We start from the raw sequence: 13,715 nt of genomic DNA, 5'->3' as shown, positions 1-13,715 counted from the left end.
TTTTGGTATGTATGTCATTCTGTGTGGATCGAAAAACGCCTCGGTGTCATCTAGTTGCTTGGGAACTAGATCCAGAAAATAATAAAAAATACTAATTTTATTAGTATTTTTAACTGGCTCTAGTTCATAAATCACGGGATGACAGGTGTGGGAATGACATATCATTTCGCACTATTAATATATATTTCCCTTGCTCTTCTTAGAATTTTGTCTTCAAGTGTGATAGCGAGATTTGAAGTATTTTCATTCATTACCCATTGTTTATTCTTCAACACTTCTTCAAATACTTTTACTTCAATTGCGTCAGGATGTATCACATCATCCTTAATAAATATATTTATTTTAAAACGGAAATTGGGTGTAGCGGGAGGGCTATACCATTCTGTAATGATCACACCACCATTTGAGTCAGCTGATGCAAGAGGAATAAAACTTAGAGTGTTTATTGATGCTTGCCATAGATATTTATTAATTGAGCAACCCACTGCTTTAGTAGATTCATTTTTAATTCTACCTGGCCTAAAAACTAGTTCTTCTTCCCCAGCTATTGAACCTACTTCATCCCATTTCTGCTCTTGTTTGCTTTTGGGATAATCGTCAGCCAAAATAATATTATTTCCTACACTGAATACGATAAAGATTGCTGCAAAAAATAGTTTTATATTTTTGTTCATAACCGGCATTTATTTGAAAGTTTACTTGTGGGAAATAATAAAGAAGGTTTATTGAATAGTCAAAAATTATTTTATTTTTATATCAGCTCTTAGTGCTAACATTTTTTCAGTTATAGTATTTTTAGCTTCAGAACTACAACTTTTAATAGACCTAGCAGATACAAGCCATAGGGTGACAATAAAGAATAGGTAAAAATATATGAAAAAAATAATCTACAGCAATCAAACTTTTGACAATATAGAAATAAAATCCTTAACTAATAGTGAAGTAGTAATTAATGGCTATGCAAGTGTCTATAATATCGCTGATCATCATAATGATTTAATAGTTAAAGGGGCTTTTGCAAATGTCGTTCATCAAAATATAAAATTCCTTTGGCAGCATGATAGTAAAAAACCAATCGGAATTATTAGTCATCTTGTGGAAGATGATCACGGTTTAAAAATGGAGGCAGTGATAAATAATAAGGTTAAAGCTGGTCGTGAAGCGATAGAGTTAATAAAACAGGGTGCAATAGATGGTTTATCTATCAGATTTTATATAAAAAACTCGGTTTTTAATGATGCAAAACAAAGAGTAATTACCGAAGCTGATCTGTTAGAAATAAGTATTGTTACTTTTCCTGCTAATCAAAGTGCTAAGATTTTATATATCACTAAAGGACAAGAAGTTGAGATTAGTGCAGAATATTCGAATCAAATCACTGAATTACAAGAAAAAGTCCATAATATCCAAAATATTTTAGAAAGACCAAATAATATAAATATCGAAGACCAAGAACAAAAAACAGCTTTTATTAATTATTAATTATGTACGTAAAGGTGAGGAAAATAGCTTTACCCAAAAATCATCTTTAAATAGCGGTGCTGAAGCAGGCGGATTTTTAATATTACAAACCCTGTATCATTAGTATTATTATAGAAGTAAATGCCAGATCGCCTATGAGGCAACTTGCTTCAATTGAAACAATTTCTACAAACGCTCTTGATATAATAAAAGTAATCCCCGCCGCAAGCAGCGGGGTATTTTAGAAGAAAGCTAGCTGATGATCCTCATGCAGTTTCTGATATTCCTTGCCTTGGTTTTTTACGTATTTTCCTATCATATTCTCATTTCCATGCTTACCTACCGTACTCGTAAAATATCCATCAGTCCAAAATTCTCCACCCCATAATTGTTTCTTTACCTGTGAACACTGTCTAAATATTTGACGAGCTGTAACACTTTTAATTGTTGTTACTATTTTTGTTACGCTATAGGTTGGTACAGATTGTACCAAAAAATGGACATGATCTTCATCAACCCCTATTTCTAAAAATTTTATTTGATATCTCTTTTCTATCTCTAAACATATTTCTCGTAATACTTGATCAACTGATACGTCAAACACTGCTCGGCGATATTTTGCTGGAAATACCATGTGATACAGCAGTACCGTAACATTATGACTTTTATGTATATATTTGCTCATTCCGCCATATTACGCCGCAAGCGGCGGGGAATATACCCAAAAGAGATTCAATATTATTTATATTTTTATGTTAGTTATTTGTTAGTTATTTTACAAAATCCAAAAGAAGTACAAGGAGCAGATTTAGAATTAGACAAAAATGATGAAAAAATTTTTACGCATATATATGATAATCAGATATGGAAAAAAGGTTCTGGAACTGGTTCTTATAAAGAATATACAGAGGAATATAGGAAAATTTTACAAGAATATTTCTATGATCCAAAATTTCATACTATTGTTGATTACGGTTGTGGAGACTTTCAAATAATGGAATTAATAGATATTCCAAACGATAAAGTTTATATAGGTCTTGATGTAGTAAAAAGTGTTATAGAAAATAACAAAAAGTTATTTGCTAAGGATAATGTAAGATTTTATAAAGTAGATGATTTTGATAAAGTTGAAGACCTGAGTTTATTGTCAGGAGATTTATTAATAGTTAAAGATGTGTTTATACATTGGCCAAATGCTAAAATTCAAAAATTCTTAGACACAGTTTTGCCAAATTTTAAATACGCTTTAATAACTAATGATGCAATACAAGAAGAATTTACTAGAGATATACAGTTAGGGAATTTTAGACCAGTAGATATTACAAAAGAACCTTTCAATTTTAATGAAAATGTTAAGCTAATTAAAAAGTATTCTTATTATAGTACTGAATATAGCGTAGATGTACCAAAAACTATTTACTTATATACCAACCCTTCTCAAATCCAAGATTGATATTTAAAGATGCACTAAAATTCATAACATAGGTAGCATTATGAGTATTTTAATCTCTTTTGGGTATATTCCCCGCCGCTTGCGGCGTAATATGGCGGAATGAGCAAATATATACATAAAAGTCATAATGTTACGGTACTGCTGTATCACATGGTATTTCCAGCAAAATATCGCCGAGCAGTGTTTGACGTATCAGTTGATCAAGTATTACGAGAAATATGTTTAGAGATAGAAAAGAGATATCAAATAAAATTTTTAGAAATAGGGGTTGATGAAGATCATGTCCATTTTTTGGTACAATCTGTACCAACCTATAGCGTAACAAAAATAGTAACAACAATTAAAAGTGTTACAGCTCGTCAAATATTTAGACAGTGTCCACAGGTAAAGAAACAATTATGGGGTGGAGAATTTTGGACTGATGGATATTTTACGAGTACGGTAGGTAAGCATGGAAATGAGAATATGATAGGAAAATACGTAAAAACCAAGGCAAGGAATATCAGAAACTGCATGAGGATCATCAGCTAGCTTTCTTCTAAAATACCCCGCTGCTTGCGGCGGGGATTACTTTTATTTAAAGAGTTAAAATTACGAAGCTAGAGAATTTTGTCTATTGTTTTCAAATCAAGTTAGCTAGCGGTGAAGAGCTAAACTTAACAAACAGTGATCACATTATAAAAAATAAAGAGACAAAACTTACGCTATGTTTGGTTCTAAATATCGTAAAGATGGAGAACGCAGCTGTTGTTGCATATAGTCATCTAAAAGCCCTAACTTTATTTGGTAAACCGTTTTACCGATTGTATTTGCAGTCCTTTTGAGAAATGCCCAAACTAAAAATGCCCAACTAATATGATTACGTTGAATACGCTGTTTCCTGCATTGACAACGTTCTATCCCAGTAAGTTGCTTAATTTCTCTGTGCATGCTCTCAATTACCCATCGAAAGCCACACTCATCTTGTGCAGCTTTAGAAGATTTGTGAGTTTTGTTATTGGTAACAACATACTCAACTCTGTTGGTAGAAACAGTAAATTTAAACAAATTAACATGCTTATTTTTAGCAAAGCCTTTTATATGAATCTCTACTCCATGCCTGATCTCTTCATCTGAAAATGTCAACTCTTTTACAGCTTTATAAGGTTTAGAATCGTGCGTTTTACTAACGTTTCTATTGGCTTTAATAGGGGCATAATAATATTTCCCCAGAGAGTCAACATGTTGCATAATTTTGTGTGTAGAATACCATGTGTCAAAAAGTACTGTTTGAAAAGGAATCTTCTTGCTATAAACAGCATTATTTAACATGTTTAATAGGTGTTCTAGTTTTGTTGCTCCATCATGATCAGGTGCAAAAATTCGATAATCTATTACCCAAAACTTATTAATATCAGGGTTATAATATACCAGACTCACTACTCCTATACCTTTAGTAACTCTACCTGTAGTTCTACTGTACTGCGATCTTACAATTTCTATTTGCTTCGTATTCCTTTTATTTAAAACCGTATCATCAAATATTGTATATCCATTAGATGAAAAAATAACATCATTCTTGATGTGTTCCCATAACAAAGAAGGTGTATATTTTTCATTCCTTAAAAATCTATTAATAACATCATGACTACATTTCTTTGCATGTTCAGCGTAGTAGGTTAAACTATAATTCTTTTGGCTAATTATTAAAAATTGACAATAATCTGTCCTATTAATTGGTATTGCTTGCAACTTTATCCTCTTTGACATGTTTAATTATTTTTACAATAATTTATCACTTTTTTACTCATAGCGTAAGTTTTGAGGAATACGAAGCAAATAGAAATTGCAAGATCGCAGTACAGTGGAGCTACAGGTAGAGTTACTAAAGGTATAGGAGTAGTGAGTCTGGTATATTATAACCCTGATATTAATAAGTTTTGGGTAATAGATTATCGACAAAACTTACGCTATGTTATAGCAAATATGCTAAAAACTCTTATTACACAGCAATGTTTTATAGTGAAGCACTTCATAATATCCCTTAATTCATGGGCATTATATCAAACATAGCGTAAGTTTTGGTACATTTGATGATCTTAAAAACATAGATGAAAACAAAATGAAAGCTCTAACATCGAATTCGGCACTTATGTGCTATAGGATTAAGTATTTTACATTTAACGATCTTAAGGATTTAAGCTTAGAAATAATACACACCTTAACAAGTAAAAAAGCTTACATTAACTATAAACGTAAGGATTTTAAATTCGAAGATTTTAAAGCAAGTTTAGAAAAAATAAAAATAGCTGATAATCATAAAATAGAAATTTCTAAAAATTTTGAAGTCTCTTCTTTCACTGATTTAGTTGTGAACGATCATAATCATGAAGAGAGTGTAGATATAATTGAAAGAGATTTATAGTTTATTGTCATGAGCTACTAGACTGTAAAGAGCGTGGCAACCTGAGGTAATACAACATTCCTGAGATTGTCCTGTACTATACCTAATGTATTTCCATCCAATTATTACCTGCTCTAATTTCAGTAATAATTGGTACATCCATATTGGTAGAATTCTCCATAATTTGCTTGATAATCGGCATTATCGTTTCTACTTCATCTATTGGTGTTTCAAATAGTAACTCATCGTGAATTTGCAACACTAATCTAGTTTTAAGTTTACGCTTCTCTATTTCTCTATCAAGTAGGGTCATCGCTATTTTGATTATATCGGCATTAGTTCCTTGAATCGGTGCATTAATAGCGGCACGCTCAGCAAATTGCTTGAGCCTTTTATCATTAATTAGCGGCACAAAACATTTACGTCCGAAGAAATCAGTAACATATCCGTTTGCTTGAGCAAAGCTCTTAGTCGCTTCCATATATTCCTGTACGCCCTTATATTCAGCAAAATATTTTTTGATATATTCAGCAGCTTCGCTATTACTAACATTTAGCTGCTTTGCAAGCCCAAAAGCACTTATCCCGTAAATAATGCCAAAATTTATAGCTTTTGCTTTACGTCTATGTTCACTAGTTAACTCCTCTTTTTGTAAATTGAAGATCTGGCAAGCAGTTTGGGTATGTATATCATCTTTATTAATAAATGCTTGTTTTAAAGCCTTTATATCCGCAATATGGCTTAATATTCTAAGCTCTATTTGCGAGTAATCCGCTGATATTAATTTATAGCCTTGCTCTGCAATAAAAACTTGCCTGATTTTATTCCCCTCCTCTGACCTAATCGGTACATTTTGCAAATTAGGCTCTTGCGAGCTAAGCCTGCCTGTAGTGGTGGAAGTTTGCAAGAAAGTTGTATGAATCCGGCGAGTTATATTATCTATTTGCTTTGGCAGACTATCAGTATAGGTATTTTTTAGTTTAGTAAGCTGACGCCATCTTAGCAATAAATCAGCGATAGGATAACCTTGCTCGCTAAGCTTTTCGAGTATCTCAGCACCCGTTGAATAGGAGCTTGCTTTAGCAGAAGTTTTACCGAAAGGTAATTGCATCTTTTCAAATAAAATTTCGCCTAATTGTTTTGGTGAACCAATATTAAACTTCGCACCGCTTAAAGCAAAAATTTCTTCCTCAAGCTTTAATATTTCTGCTCCAAATTCGCTAGATAATTGATTCAAATAATTCGCATCTACCTTTATGCCGGCTTTTTCCATTTTATCTATTACAAAGCAAACAGGCAAATCGATTTCTTTATAAATTCTAAAAGCCTTGTTATCCTTAAGCTCTAATATAGTTTGCTGATAAAGATCGGTAAAATTAGCTACTATTTTTGCCGCTTCTTCTATTGTTGCTTCTTTTTCTACAGCTTCAAATAAATTCTTTTGCGGTAAGCCTGCAGACAGTGCATAATTCATTAGCTCTAAATCTTCAATTGCTTTAATTTGCTCTGCCCTACTAGCATAAAATTTCAGCAGAGGTTTTAGTAAATAAGTTATTTTCTTTATTGACTGGTCAGTTAGTAAATTAAAAATAATATCTGTAAACCATTCATTATCAGCCTTAGAATTGTAAGAAAAAAGATTATTAGCCTCATTTGAGATTTTAATAATATAAGCTTGACTCCTTAGGGATATAATAAACGCAATATTAGCTCCTTTATTCTGCAATATATATATGCCAAATATCCCTGCTTTTTTAGCCTTTCCAGCGAAAGCTTCAAGCTCGGCTTTATTACTAATCTCTTTTATCTCTATGGTTTTTTCTTCTATTACTTCTTTATGTTCACTAATTTTAATGTCAAATAAATTCTCTGCTCTTTTATATAAAGATTTAAAGCCATATTCATGTAGAAATTCTGTTAATTTATTATGATCAGGTGGCGACCATTCCAAGGCATCTAGCTTGAAATCCATGTCAACATTATAATCCAACCCAATTAACTGCCATGAAATTAGAGCAGCTTCTTTTGAGTTTTGTAGCGTCTCACGTTGTTTTATGCTTGAAACTTGCTCTAGGGAATTAAAGATATTCTCAACTGTACCAAATTGTGTAATAAGGCTGCTTGCGGTTTTCGGTCCTATTGACGGCACACCAGGGATATTATCCGACTTATCGCCGATTAAAGCCATCACCTCACGTAATTTATCAGAAGTAACGCCGAATTTTTCAACAACATTATCTTCTGTAATATATTTGGCTTTTAGCGGGTCATATATTTTTATATTGTCATTCATTAATTGCAGTAAATCTTTATCAGAAGATATGACTACTACTTCTTCCCCAATAGAAGCAGTTTTAGCAGCAAAAGTTGCTATGATATCATCAGCTTCAAAGCCATTTTTTTCTAAAATTGGGAAGTTTAAATTTCTTGCAACATCACGCACTAATGGCAGTTGTGCAATCAAATCTTCAGGCGGTGGTGGACGATTAGCTTTATATTCAGGATAAATTTCATGACGGAAATTTTTACCGCCACTGTCAAATACTACTGCTGCATGCTTCGGCTTAAAGTCATTAAGTAGCTTTAGCAGCATTGAGGTAAAGCCGTAAAGAGCCCCTACAGGCTCACCTTTTGGTGAGGTTAAAGGCTGTTGGGCATAATACGCTCTGAAAACAAATCCATACCCGTCTATTAATAGTAAAGTATTTTTCTTGGTCATTTTGTACGAGGATTAAAGATAAATTATAATATAATAATGAATTAAAACAGTGATTTCAATTTAAGAATTTTACTCCTCTTTTTTTTAATCTCTGCTATATTCTGTATAATTACTTTTTAGCAGAAATGCATTATGTTTAAATTACTAAATCCTCATTATTTTGATAAATTGTCAAAAATAGTAATTCCTATATTGGCAATATTGACTTTTTTAACATCGGCTATTGGTCTTTATTTAGGGCTGGTAGTTTCCCCGCCTGACTATCAACAAGGCGAATTCGTACGTATTATGTATGTTCATGTGCCTGCCTCTTGGATGGCACTCGCTATTTATGTATTTATGGCAGCCTGTAGCTTCAGCTATTTAGTATGGAAAACTACTATGTCATATTTGCTTGCAGTAGCTGCTAGCTATATCGGGGCTACTTTCACTCTAATTAGCTTAGTAACGGGCAGTATATGGGGAAAACCTATATGGGGAGTATGGTGGGTATGGGATGCACGGCTTACTTCAATGTTAATATTATTCTTGCTATATTTAAGCTACATTATAATAGTTAATAGTGCAGAAGATATAAGAAAAGCACAAAATCCTGCTTCTATTATTGCTCTTATTGGGCTTATTAACATACCAATAATAAAATTTTCGGTAAATCTCTGGTATAGCCTGCACCAGCCAGCTAGCGTTTTAAGATTAGGATCACCAACCATCCACTCATCAATGCTAAAACCTTTAATTATAATGTTTGTAAGTTTTATATTATATTTTTTGTTAATATTATTTTTAAGAACCTCTATATTAATCAACAAAATTAAAAGCTGATAAAAAAAATGACCTACGCTAACTCAAGTTGCCAATTATTGCATAATTGCCAACTTGGCTTATATAAACAAAACTTACGCTATGTTATAGCAAATATGCTAAAAACTCTTATTACACAGCAATGTTTTATAGTGAAGCACTTCATAATATCCCTTAATTCATGGGCATTATATCAAACATAGCGTAAGTTTTGATAAAATTAATTGAATTAACAAAAGATGAAAACAGATTCTTAGAATTTTCTGCTTATTGTTTTAAAACTTATTATTATATTAATTGGGAAAAGAAAATAAAAAAGATAAAAGCAAATGCTCGAAAAAATAATAGCTCTATTATTAAAGCTAAAGAATTAAAATTATTGGAATAACAATCTTTCCAAATGTGTGCTATCTTTTAGAAAAACTAAAAACCTTAAAATCTTCATAAGGACACTATATTAATTTACCACTTAGGGTCACTATACTTCTAATAAATTGAACTTAACACTAATATCTTTGTAGGCTTTACTTAAAAATTCAAGCAAAATGTAATTGAATAAACAATAGGAATAAGGTGCTGGGAATTAAGCTCAGCCATTAATATAACGACTTCCGCTATACTTCTTATTTTAAAAATAATTATAATAGCAGATTCCCAGCATAAAGCGTATACTTGGAGTTAGTTTATATTAATAGTAGAGTTCAAATACTATTAGATAAGTAAACTATAGATAAAATTATTAATTAGTCAACCCTCAAATAAAAGTAATCCCCGCCGCAAGCAGCGGGGTATTTTAGAAGAAAGCTAGCTGATGATCCTCATGCAGTTTCTGATATTCCTTGCCTTGGTTTTTTACGTATTTTCCTATCATATTCTCATTTCCATGCTTACCTACCGTACTCGTAAAATATCCATCAGTCCAAAATTCTCCACCCCATAATTGTTTCTTTACCTGTGGACACTGTCTAAATATTTGACGAGCTGTAACACTTTTAATTGTTGTTACTATTTTTGTTACGCTATAGGTTGGTACAGATTGTACCAAAAAATGGACATGATCTTCATCAACCCCTATTTCTAAAAAATTTTATTTGATATCTCTTTTCTATCTCTAAACATATTTCTCGTAATACTTGATCAACTGATACGTCAAACACTGCTCGGCGATATTTTGCTGGAAATACCATGTGATACAGCAGTACCGTAACATTATGACTTTTATGTATATATTTGCTCATTCCGCCATATTACGCCGCAAGCGGCGGGGAATATACCCAAAAGAGATTTAAATTTATTTGACATTTTTATATAGCATAAGTCATTAAGGTACTGACAGAGCGAGAGTATCATGTTATAGTAAGCAAATATTAACAAGCATGTAAAGAGATATGGCACGAGCATATGCAATAGAACTAAGACTAAGAGTTATAAAAGCTGTAGAAGCAGGGATACGAATAAGTAAGGTAAGTAAATTATTTAATGTAAGTCGTGATACTATATATAAATGGAAAAAATTAAAAGATAAGCAAGGTACTTTAGAAGCAGCAACTGGTTATCAGAAAGGACATAGTCATAAGATAAAAGATTCAGAATCTTTTAAAGAATTTTTTAAAGCTAATATGAATAAAACATCAAAGGAGTTAGCAAAGCAATGGGGTAATATTGCATCTGTAACTATTTTAAGACAAATCAGAAAACTTGGCTATAGCTATAAACAAAACTCATTTTCATCCGAAAAGAGATATTAAATTAAGAAATGAATTTATAGCAAAGATACAAACCATCACAAAAGACAAATTAGTATATCTTGATGAATCTGGAATAGAGGATAATGCTTGCAAAGAGTATGGATGGAGCATTATAGGACAAAGGTGTTATGGAGAAAAGGTGTATCAACATAAATTTAGAATAAGTATGATAGCTGGTCTTTGTAATGGTAATCTTATTGCTCCTGTATTTGAAGGTAATTGTAATACAGAGGTCTTTAAAACTTATATTAGGGATGTATTAATTACAGAATTACAACCTGGGCAAACCGTTATTATGGATAACATTAATTTTCATAAAAATTCTAAAGTTAAAGAGTTCATTGAATCCGTTGGTTGTACCATATTGTATTTACCAACTTACTCTCCTGATTTAAATCCTATAGAGCATTACTGGTTTAAGATAAAAAATGAAATTAGGAAAGTTGTAGGAGATTTTGAAACATTTTATGATGCTGTTTTTAATACTATTAAATTGTCAGTATCTTAATGATTTATGCTATATCATCTTGCTTAATCTTGGTCAAAGTGTAGCATAAAATTAGTTCTATATAATCAACACCAATATCTATTTTAGCGAATTTAGGTAAAAGATCAGCTACTTCTTCCCACCTTTTTAATAAATCACGTTCATGAATATGCTTCATGAAAAACTGTAAAATTCCTGACCAAGCTTGTTTTTTTAGTTCTATATCAGGAATATCATGTACATTAATTAATTGATAGTCATTAGTCCATGTAGCTTTTACTAATTCACTGTTTTCAAATAATTCCCATAGATTTCGTGGAGCATTATATTTTTGCACTCCGTTATAAAATATCAAAGGATATATGAAAGGGAACTTTTTACTTTTTGTTGCTTTCTTATGGTATTCAGCAATTTTAAACATATATTTAAATAGCCGCAAAGCCATATTATATTTAGATGTGCTTTGATGTTCGAGCAACAGAAACAAGTAACCTTTTCTATCTCCAAACTTAGCAGAAAATAGAATATCTACTATAGATTTCTTAAGTTTTTTATCTACAAAACTATCTTTTTCCATTTTCAGCTTTTCAAAGGAAATCAAATTTTGTATATGGGGAGGTAAGGGCATTTGAAAAAATTCTTTGGCAACTATTGGATTTTCAAATGCACTTCGGATAATTTCGTCGTGTTTAGGTTTCTGGGACATAAGTAATAATGATATGTTGCACTATAAATATACCATTATTACAATTATTTCAATTAAAGATTAAATTTTTTATTACAACAAATTATAATTCTCTGACTGGTTTTAGTACTAATTTTTTCTTGTTAAAAATATTTATTTTAGCTAATAAGCTAATTTTAGCTTTTTTCAAACTACGTTTATAGTTTTCACCTGTTACTGCATCATAGCTAGTGATTAATGACGGGATAACTTCATTATAATATATTTTATAAAGCTCATGCATAGTTTCCTTTGTTGTGAGATACCCCCACTTTATTGCCTGCTGAGGTACTCGTGCTAGTGCTTCAATGCAGGCTACTGCCTCTTCAATTTCAGGATTTTTATTTTTATATACATCAGCTGATGGTGATAAATTAGCTTGCATATCTTTAAACATAGCATCAATCATTAATGCCATATATTTATCTGATTTAAATTTCCTGACAAAAACTAAACCATGTTTATTGCTATATCTTAAAAGCTTAAATTTATATATAAAAATCATGAAATTTATTGCTAGAATTTTTAAACCTCTTACTTTATTAGCATGATAAAATTTAAGCTTTGTCTCATAATCTAGCTGCTTTTTCATTCCTGCTTTAAGCAATTTATGCAGTAAATTACGGCAATGTTCTATATCTTTTTTACGAGCAATACGTGCTTTATCTGTTGCTTTAGTGCCAGAAAAATTAGCTGAATGGCGGGTGATTTGCCTGCCTTTATTGTCCCTTTTTATATCAGCAAAATGCCCAAGTTCTTGAGCTGCTATAATCTGAAGTCTTGCAACAGCAGCAAAACCACCACCATACATAGGGTGATCCTTACTATTTTCGGCGAAAGGATTACCGCCGCATGAAACAAAAATAGCTACATCTTTGCCATTAGTGCTTTGCATTCCACTATTACCGCCTACTTTCTGCCAGTTAACCATATCCATCATATCGCCGATATTATGGGAGTAGGTTATAAATATCTCTGTTTTATCAAGAAGTAGCCATTTTATGACGATCGGGTGAGTAGATTGTACAAAAATACGGGCTAACATTTCCATTACTTCTTTTTTGACTGGCTGTAGTTTATGGATTTGTTTTTTTAGATTATCAAAGACAGATTTTATTTTTTGATCGGTAGCAGAATTTCTATATAGATTTTGGAAAAGTTTTGTAGTTTCAGGGATTAAATGTGGTTCTGTTAGCTCTTCTTTGCTAACCATCATACTAATATTAAAAGCAGGGTCACTAAATCTTGCAAAATTGCAACAATCATCGGTATCTATTCTTAGCTTTCCCGACTTAATTATCTGCATTGCTAAGTTCTCATACTCTATTTCTATATCCTCTTTATAAATAGCAGGAACATGATCAAGAATATGGTATATAGTACTCATCCTTTTGCAGCACCTAATAAGACATCATTATGCTCATCAGTATGCTTAAGTATCTCAAAAGTCATCAAATCAATACCTATTGGTTCATATTTTATATTAAGTTTAGCTTTTTCAGCTTGAGCCTTTCTATACTCATCTAACTTAGGGCATACTCTTTTTAAGCAATTTTCAACAAACTGTTCTGAAGATTTTAATTTTAATATTTCTTTTGCATCCTTTCTACGCTCTTCATCTTTAATACATAAATCAATATTATGCTCTGTAACAAATAATTGAGGAGCCTCAGTTCTTGCTAGTTCAATTATATCTTTATTCTTTTTTGCAAAATTACGAATATTTTTTTCATAAGGCGATTGAGATTCAACCAGTTCATCTATGACTATTTCCATACTTCCATGTTTCTCTCTCTTATCATTAATTTCCTTTTTTAAAGTACGGATATTTTTATCATTAAGCTTACACATTTTATATAATAGCAATAACATAAAATGATTTAAATCTTGTTCTTCACAAGGAATATTTTTTTTCTCACATTCTTTTTTATAATATTCC

14 protein-coding genes and 3 pseudogenes are annotated in these 13,715 nt (G+C 31.5%); 8 read left to right on the top strand and 9 right to left on the bottom strand.

What is annotated here, in order from left to right:
• Positions 1 to 161: 161 nt before the first annotated feature.
• On the bottom strand, positions 162 to 674 hold the full coding sequence (locus tag AAGD55_RS00750; protein WP_341791767.1) for a DUF3576 domain-containing protein: 513 nt from the start codon (positions 672 to 674) through the stop codon (positions 162 to 164).
• A 199-nt stretch (positions 675 to 873) separates the two neighbouring features.
• Here AAGD55_RS00750 and AAGD55_RS00745 point away from each other — a divergent pair, with 199 nt between their 5' ends.
• The gene (locus tag AAGD55_RS00745) at positions 874 to 1,482 is read left to right on the top strand and encodes an HK97 family phage prohead protease (RefSeq protein WP_341791766.1); all 609 of its coding nucleotides are present in this window, start codon (positions 874 to 876) and stop codon (positions 1,480 to 1,482) included.
• Between the two features lie 220 nt (positions 1,483 to 1,702).
• Here AAGD55_RS00745 and tnpA (AAGD55_RS00740) read toward each other — a convergent pair whose 3' ends face one another.
• Entirely contained in the window at positions 1,703 to 2,146 is a 444-nt protein-coding gene (gene tnpA / locus AAGD55_RS00740) for an IS200/IS605 family transposase (RefSeq protein WP_341791765.1), read from the bottom strand.
• 78 nt (positions 2,147 to 2,224) lie between these two features.
• On the opposite strand from tnpA (AAGD55_RS00740), the gene AAGD55_RS00735 reads away from it, so the two are divergent.
• Positions 2,225 to 2,914: a hypothetical protein gene (locus AAGD55_RS00735; RefSeq protein ID WP_341791764.1), complete on the top strand. Its 690-nt coding sequence runs from the start codon at positions 2,225 to 2,227 to the stop codon at positions 2,912 to 2,914.
• A 99-nt stretch (positions 2,915 to 3,013) separates the two neighbouring features.
• Positions 3,014 to 3,456: pseudogene (gene tnpA, locus AAGD55_RS00730) on the top strand (IS200/IS605 family transposase).
• A 157-nt stretch (positions 3,457 to 3,613) separates the two neighbouring features.
• Here the strand turns inward: tnpA (AAGD55_RS00730) and AAGD55_RS00725 are convergent.
• The gene (locus tag AAGD55_RS00725) at positions 3,614 to 4,663 is read right to left on the bottom strand and encodes a transposase (RefSeq protein ID WP_341791763.1); all 1,050 of its coding nucleotides are present in this window, start codon (positions 4,661 to 4,663) and stop codon (positions 3,614 to 3,616) included.
• Positions 4,664 to 4,714: 51 nt separating this feature from the next.
• On the opposite strand from AAGD55_RS00725, the gene AAGD55_RS00720 reads away from it, so the two are divergent.
• Both AAGD55_RS00720 and AAGD55_RS00715 read left to right on the top strand, forming a co-directional pair.
• Positions 4,715 to 4,966, top strand: coding sequence for a hypothetical protein (locus tag AAGD55_RS00720; RefSeq protein WP_341791762.1), 252 nt, complete (start codon positions 4,715 to 4,717; stop codon positions 4,964 to 4,966).
• 79 nt (positions 4,967 to 5,045) lie between these two features.
• Entirely contained in the window at positions 5,046 to 5,318 is a 273-nt protein-coding gene (locus AAGD55_RS00715; RefSeq protein WP_341791761.1) for a hypothetical protein, read from the top strand.
• An 82-nt stretch (positions 5,319 to 5,400) separates the two neighbouring features.
• Here the strand turns inward: AAGD55_RS00715 and polA are convergent, their stop codons facing one another.
• Positions 5,401 to 8,016 carry a DNA polymerase I gene (gene polA / locus AAGD55_RS00710; protein WP_341791760.1) on the bottom strand — a complete coding sequence of 872 codons (2,616 nt, stop codon included), beginning with the start codon at positions 8,014 to 8,016 and terminating at the stop codon, positions 5,401 to 5,403.
• Between the two features lie 132 nt (positions 8,017 to 8,148).
• Between polA and AAGD55_RS00705 the strand changes: the two genes are divergently transcribed.
• Both AAGD55_RS00705 and AAGD55_RS00700 read left to right on the top strand, forming a co-directional pair.
• A complete protein-coding gene (locus AAGD55_RS00705) occupies positions 8,149 to 8,838 on the top strand; it encodes a heme ABC transporter permease (RefSeq protein WP_341791759.1) in 690 nt (229 codons plus the stop codon).
• A gap of 190 nt (positions 8,839 to 9,028) precedes the next feature.
• Positions 9,029 to 9,205, top strand: a complete 177-nt coding sequence (locus AAGD55_RS00700) for a hypothetical protein (RefSeq protein ID WP_341791758.1) — start codon at positions 9,029 to 9,031, stop codon at positions 9,203 to 9,205.
• A gap of 405 nt (positions 9,206 to 9,610) precedes the next feature.
• On the opposite strand, the pseudogene tnpA (AAGD55_RS00695) reads toward AAGD55_RS00700, so the two are convergent.
• A pseudogene (gene tnpA, locus AAGD55_RS00695) lies at positions 9,611 to 10,055 on the bottom strand (IS200/IS605 family transposase).
• Positions 10,036 to 10,167 (bottom strand): hypothetical protein, encoded by a 132-nt coding sequence (locus tag AAGD55_RS00690; RefSeq protein WP_341791757.1) that lies wholly within the window; start codon positions 10,165 to 10,167, stop codon positions 10,036 to 10,038. Before AAGD55_RS00690 ends, tnpA (AAGD55_RS00695) begins: the two are co-directional and overlap by 20 nt.
• A gap of 38 nt (positions 10,168 to 10,205) precedes the next feature.
• Between AAGD55_RS00690 and AAGD55_RS00685 the strand changes: the two genes are divergently transcribed.
• A protein-coding gene (locus AAGD55_RS00685) for an IS630 family transposase (protein ID WP_341791756.1) occupies positions 10,206 to 11,073 on the top strand; the annotation gives its coding sequence in 2 pieces (ribosomal slippage) (positions 10,206 to 10,532 and positions 10,534 to 11,073; 867 coding nt in all).
• 10 nt (positions 11,074 to 11,083) lie between these two features.
• On the opposite strand, the pseudogene AAGD55_RS00680 reads toward AAGD55_RS00685, so the two are convergent.
• From AAGD55_RS00680 to AAGD55_RS00670, 3 genes and pseudogenes are all read right to left on the bottom strand, one after another.
• Positions 11,084 to 11,758, bottom strand: a pseudogene (locus AAGD55_RS00680) (Rpn family recombination-promoting nuclease/putative transposase); the annotation flags it as partial.
• Positions 11,759 to 11,840: 82 nt separating this feature from the next.
• Positions 11,841 to 13,163 (bottom strand): DUF2748 family protein, encoded by a 1,323-nt coding sequence (locus AAGD55_RS00675; RefSeq protein WP_341791755.1) that lies wholly within the window; start codon positions 13,161 to 13,163, stop codon positions 11,841 to 11,843.
• Positions 13,160 to 13,648: a hypothetical protein gene (locus tag AAGD55_RS00670; RefSeq protein ID WP_341791754.1), complete on the bottom strand. Its 489-nt coding sequence runs from the start codon at positions 13,646 to 13,648 to the stop codon at positions 13,160 to 13,162. Before AAGD55_RS00670 ends, AAGD55_RS00675 begins: the two co-directional genes overlap by 4 nt.
• Positions 13,649 to 13,715: the final 67 nt, after the last annotated feature.

This window comes from Rickettsia endosymbiont of Gonocerus acuteangulatus (assembly GCF_964026435.1).
In the GTDB taxonomy this organism is placed as follows: Bacteria; Pseudomonadota; Alphaproteobacteria; order Rickettsiales; family Rickettsiaceae; genus Rickettsia.
Note: the sequence above shows the minus strand (reverse complement) of the source record. Positions and strands in the feature narration are given on the sequence as shown.